Source organism: Streptomyces sp. T39, assembly GCF_008042045.1.
Taxonomy (GTDB): Bacteria; Actinomycetota; Actinomycetes; order Streptomycetales; family Streptomycetaceae; genus Streptomyces.
The window spans coordinates 1-3,990 of sequence record NZ_RDBP01000133.1 but is presented as its reverse complement, the minus strand read 5'-3'; the positions used below and the strand labels follow the sequence as shown (position 1 = coordinate 3,990).

7 protein-coding genes are annotated in these 3,990 nt (G+C 69.1%); all 7 read right to left on the bottom strand.

All coding sequences use genetic code 11. The features are described from left to right. Positions 1-54: 54 nt before the first annotated feature. The 7 genes from EAO77_RS36045 to EAO77_RS36015 all read right to left on the bottom strand — a co-directional run bounded on the left by EAO77_RS36045 (position 55) and on the right by EAO77_RS36015 (position 3,508). Positions 55-615 (bottom strand): hypothetical protein, encoded by a 561-nt coding sequence (locus tag EAO77_RS36045; RefSeq protein WP_147992518.1) that lies wholly within the window; start codon positions 613-615, stop codon positions 55-57. A gap of 29 nt (positions 616-644) precedes the next feature. Then, positions 645-929 carry a hypothetical protein gene (locus EAO77_RS36040; RefSeq protein ID WP_147992517.1) on the bottom strand — a complete coding sequence of 95 codons (285 nt, stop codon included), beginning with the start codon at positions 927-929 and terminating at the stop codon, positions 645-647. A 31-nt stretch (positions 930-960) separates the two neighbouring features. Then, complete coding sequence (locus EAO77_RS36035) at positions 961-1,446, bottom strand: hypothetical protein (RefSeq protein WP_147992516.1); 486 nt, start codon at positions 1,444-1,446, stop codon at positions 961-963. A gap of 109 nt (positions 1,447-1,555) precedes the next feature. Next, the gene (locus EAO77_RS36030; RefSeq protein WP_147992515.1) at positions 1,556-1,897 is read right to left on the bottom strand and encodes a hypothetical protein; all 342 of its coding nucleotides are present in this window, start codon (positions 1,895-1,897) and stop codon (positions 1,556-1,558) included. Between the two features lie 179 nt (positions 1,898-2,076). Beyond that, positions 2,077-2,334 carry a hypothetical protein gene (locus EAO77_RS36025; RefSeq protein WP_147992514.1) on the bottom strand — a complete coding sequence of 86 codons (258 nt, stop codon included), beginning with the start codon at positions 2,332-2,334 and terminating at the stop codon, positions 2,077-2,079. 138 nt (positions 2,335-2,472) lie between these two features. After that, positions 2,473-2,892, bottom strand: coding sequence for a hypothetical protein (locus tag EAO77_RS36020; protein ID WP_147992513.1), 420 nt, complete (start codon positions 2,890-2,892; stop codon positions 2,473-2,475). Positions 2,893-3,232: 340 nt separating this feature from the next. Further along, positions 3,233-3,508 (bottom strand): hypothetical protein, encoded by a 276-nt coding sequence (locus EAO77_RS36015; RefSeq protein WP_147992512.1) that lies wholly within the window; start codon positions 3,506-3,508, stop codon positions 3,233-3,235. Positions 3,509-3,990: the final 482 nt, after the last annotated feature.

Genomic DNA, 3,990 nt, shown 5'->3' with positions numbered 1-3,990 from the left:
GGCGGAGGTCGAGGAGGGTGGGGAGGGCGGTGGTCATGGCTGCTGCTCCCTGGCTCAGAGGGTGGGCAGGTAGTGCACCTGCACGGCGTGCTCGGCGGTCGGCTCGACGTCGACCATCAGCCAGTCGAACTCGGCGTCCTCGGGCTGCCACTCGAAGGCGACGGTCCGCGGGCGCAGTTCGGCGATCTCGTCGCGAACGTTGCTTTCGTCGTCGATGCCGAACACCTCGCGGAGGAAGGTCGCCGCGGCGGCGGCCGCCTTCTCCGGGTCGGGGGTCAGTGCGGCGAGGTCGTCGTCGTCGAACTGGACGACGAGGACGCCCTCGTATGCGAAGTCGAAGCCTGCGGTGGCGCCGGTCGGGGTGAAGCGCCCCATCGGCAGGTCGGGGACGGGGCTGACCTCGTCGAGGTAGCGGAGGTTCTCGGCGTCGGGGCGGACGTAGAGACCGCGTCGGGAGCCGTTGAGTCGGATTCGCAGGCAGCGGGGCTGGTCCGTCTCGATGGCGGTGATGATGCCGACCTGGTCGCGGGGGATGTGGGTCAGGTCGTCGCGGTGGGAGAAGGCGATGTGACGGCCGATGACGGCTTCTGCCGGGAGGGTGATGGTCTCGGTCATGAGGTGCTCCTTCGGGTGGTCGGGGCGGGTCAGGCGCCGAGATCGGCGTTCAGGCCGTCTTCGTCGCCGTTGACGAGGGAGTTCGACAGCCAGTCCGCCAGTCCGTCTGCGGCGTCCTCGGAGACGTTCCGGGCGACCCACTCAATGGCGGCGGCGAGGTTGTAGGCGTAGCCGGAGCCCAGCACGCAGGCCCTCCGGAACTCGGGTTCGGCTTCGGCACCGGCCCGCCCGGTCGCGGGGAAGTAGTCGCGGCTCGCATCAACAAGCTCGCGGCGGAGGTGGTTGCGGTCGTCGTGGTAGTACAGCGGCTTCATCGAGGGATCCTTCGGGTGGTGTGAGTGGTGGTCAGGCGGCGAGGCGGCGGTCTCGGCGGCCGGTAAGGCGGCGGGTGAGGGCGTCGGCGCGGCAGGCTGCGTCCTGGTAGGCGGCGTAGTCGGCGGCGCGGAGGATGCGGCCGATGACCTCGTCGACGGACGGCGGCTTGGTCTCGCGGACGGGGGCGGTGCGGGCCCAGTTGGAGACGTGCTCCAGGAAGTTGGGGACGGTGATGCCGTGGTCGAGCTGCTCGTCGGCGGGGTGGGTGTCGAGGACGGCACTGATGGTCTTGATGGCCTGCATGGCGCCCGGGGAGCACTCGATGAGGCGGATGGAGGCGAGTTCGTCGGTGAAGAACTCGGCGGGCGGCGGGGTGTCCTCGGCGATGCAGTAGGCCCAGGCGCAGATGTCGAGGGCGTCCATGGGGCCGTGCTGGGCGAACTGGTCGCCGCGGTGGAGGGGGGCGTTGGCGATGACGGTGGCCAGGGTGCGAAGTACGCGGCTGGTGGTGGGCATGGCGGGGTCTCCCTGTTGCGGGCTGGGCGTGTGCGGGGCGGTTTTCACCGGCCCCCGGGGAGCTACTGCGCGCCCTGTGGGCGTGGTGCTCGACCCGTGGGGCCGGGGTCTAGTCGTCCTCGGTGGCGCGGTGGTCGTCGGCGCAGTCCTGGCACTGGAGTCGGGCCAGGCCGTAAGGGCTGGTGGCGACGAGGCTGTACAGGCCGGGGAGGGCGGTGTCGAAGATGGTGTCGCAACGACAGTGAGGGCAGGCGCAGAGTGCGATTTCGTCGCCGAGGTGGGCGGTGAGGCCGGCTATGGCGGCGGCTCCGACCATGAGGGCGTTGTATTCGTCGCTGATGCGGGTGCCGTCGGCCTGTTCCATGAGCTGGTCGAAGTGCTGCTGCTGGGTGGGGGTGAGGTCGCCGTAGTGGGCGGTGTTCTTGCGTGCGGGCAGGGTGAACACGCTCATGGCGTCTCCAGGGGGTTGCTGCGGTTTCCCCGGGGTGGGGTTCCGTGTCGGCTCCGCCAGCATACCCGTAAACTCATGGCGTACGCAATGTGTTAGATGGTTGGGCATGAAGAAGCCCCCGTCTCCCTGGGGGTAGGGAGAGACGGGGGCAGTCCGGGTGGCCAGCGGCCAGAAGGGGGTCAGCGCCGCTTGCGCTGCTCGCGCTGCTCCACCCAGTCACGGTGGACCGGGAGGACGAGCGACCACGACACGTACGCGCGTCCGTTGACGAGGACGACCGGGACTCCCGCGGCCTTGAGTCGGCGGATCAGGGTCGACTTCGGGATGGGCTGGCCGGTGCGGCGCAGGAGGGCGAGGCACGAGTCGATGGCGGTGCTGTCCTGGCGGCCGGTGGTGGCGGCATCGTCAGGGTCGGGCGCGAGGTTCTCAATGGCCATGTGTGGCCTCCGCGATTCGGCGGCCGAGGTTCGCAGCTCCGACGGCCGAAACGGATGACCCGGGGAGGGTCGTTGCAGGGATGGTGCCGGGTGTGCAGGTGGGGCAGGTGCTACAGGGTTAGACACGCGGGGTGCGTGTCAGGTTGCACGCCGGTTCAGCCTTTTTTGCCGCTGAATGTGATGGTGTGCCAGGTTTTTGAGGGTCCAGGTGTTAGCAAGTCCCTGGTCGTCGGTGCAGGGGGCGTAGGTGCACACGGCGCGGCGGCGGGCGGTGTCCCACTGGAGGCCCCAGCAGCCGCAGTCGGGGCAGGGGTGGCGGCAGACGATGCTGTGGTCGCCGGTGAGGATCGCCTGCTGGAGCTCTTGGTGGTAGAGGGCGGTGTCGCGGGCGTCGGCGCGGGCCTGGTCGTCGATGTCGAGGCCGGCCCACCAGTCGAAGACGGCGTACGGGTCGGCGGGGGCGGGTGCGGGCTGGTGTGCGTGGAGGGCGTCGTCGTCGGCTCTCGCGCGGGCGTCGGTGAGCATGCGGGTGAAGTGGTCGAGCACTTCGAGCCTCATGGGGGCCGGCGGGTGGACGCGGGTGGGGGTGCGGCCGCCGTGGCTGGTGTTCGATTCCGGTTGTACGAGCTCGTGTTGCAGGAGTCGGAGGGCGCGTGCGCTGGTGTGCTGGTCCCCTGTGCCCATGGTGTCCCCGTCCCTGTGGTGGCCCCGGGGCGCGTGGCGTGACGGTGTGTGCATGCGCGCGCGTCAGGGGGGCCGGAGCGATTACTCCGGGTGTCCCGGACACCTGATTCTGGCACGAATGCGACTGGAGTTGAACCGAAAGTCGCTGATGATCAGCGCTGCGCGATCGGTGTTTACTGCAATCCCATCTCGTGCGCATAAGGTCAGGGCATATTCACAGACGGTCGGGGGCGTTCCGCATGTCGGTGATTGCGCCTGCGAGTTCAGCTGCTACCGCCTCGTCAAGGCGTTGGCCCGCCGCAAATGAGCCAAGCATGGTCTGCACCAGCTCGAGGGTGAGGTCGTACACCTCGGCGGTGTCGTCGTCGGTGAGGGTCAGGTCGCGTGCGGCGAACCAGGCTTCCAGGGTGAGGGCGAGTTGCGCCTGGGGGGAGGGCTCCTTGTCCGCCTGCGGGGCCCGGCGGACGGCTTTCGGCTTGCGGCGCTTCATGGGGACCACGACACCTGGCGGGCCCAGCGGGCCTGCGGGGCGGGATGCTTCTGCTGCGGACATAGGAGCGTCTCCACTGAATGTCGGCAGTCGGGAAGGGGTGGCATACACCGGGTGCTCCTCCTGCTGGTCGGGCTGGGACTGGTCGTGTCCCGGCCTCCGAGGCCGGCTGCCGTTTCCGGCCCTGGGGGTCTCACTGTGACAGCTATATACGGATAGCGGTAAGCCTGCGCTCACCTTTTGACACGGTCGTGATGCGGTTGACTGCGGTTACCGGCGGTCTACGGCGGGTGGGGGCATTAGGAAGCCCCCGCCGGTTCGGTGAGGGATGGTGTTGCCGACAACACCCGTCACCAGCCCGTTCGGGGGCTCAGGATCCTCACAGGCACGCGCCCGTCAGATGACGGCCAGTCTAGCCGCGACTGAATCCACTCGTTCCCGTTCTCTGGAAGAGGGGCCGGGTGTAGCTACGGGGGTGGGAG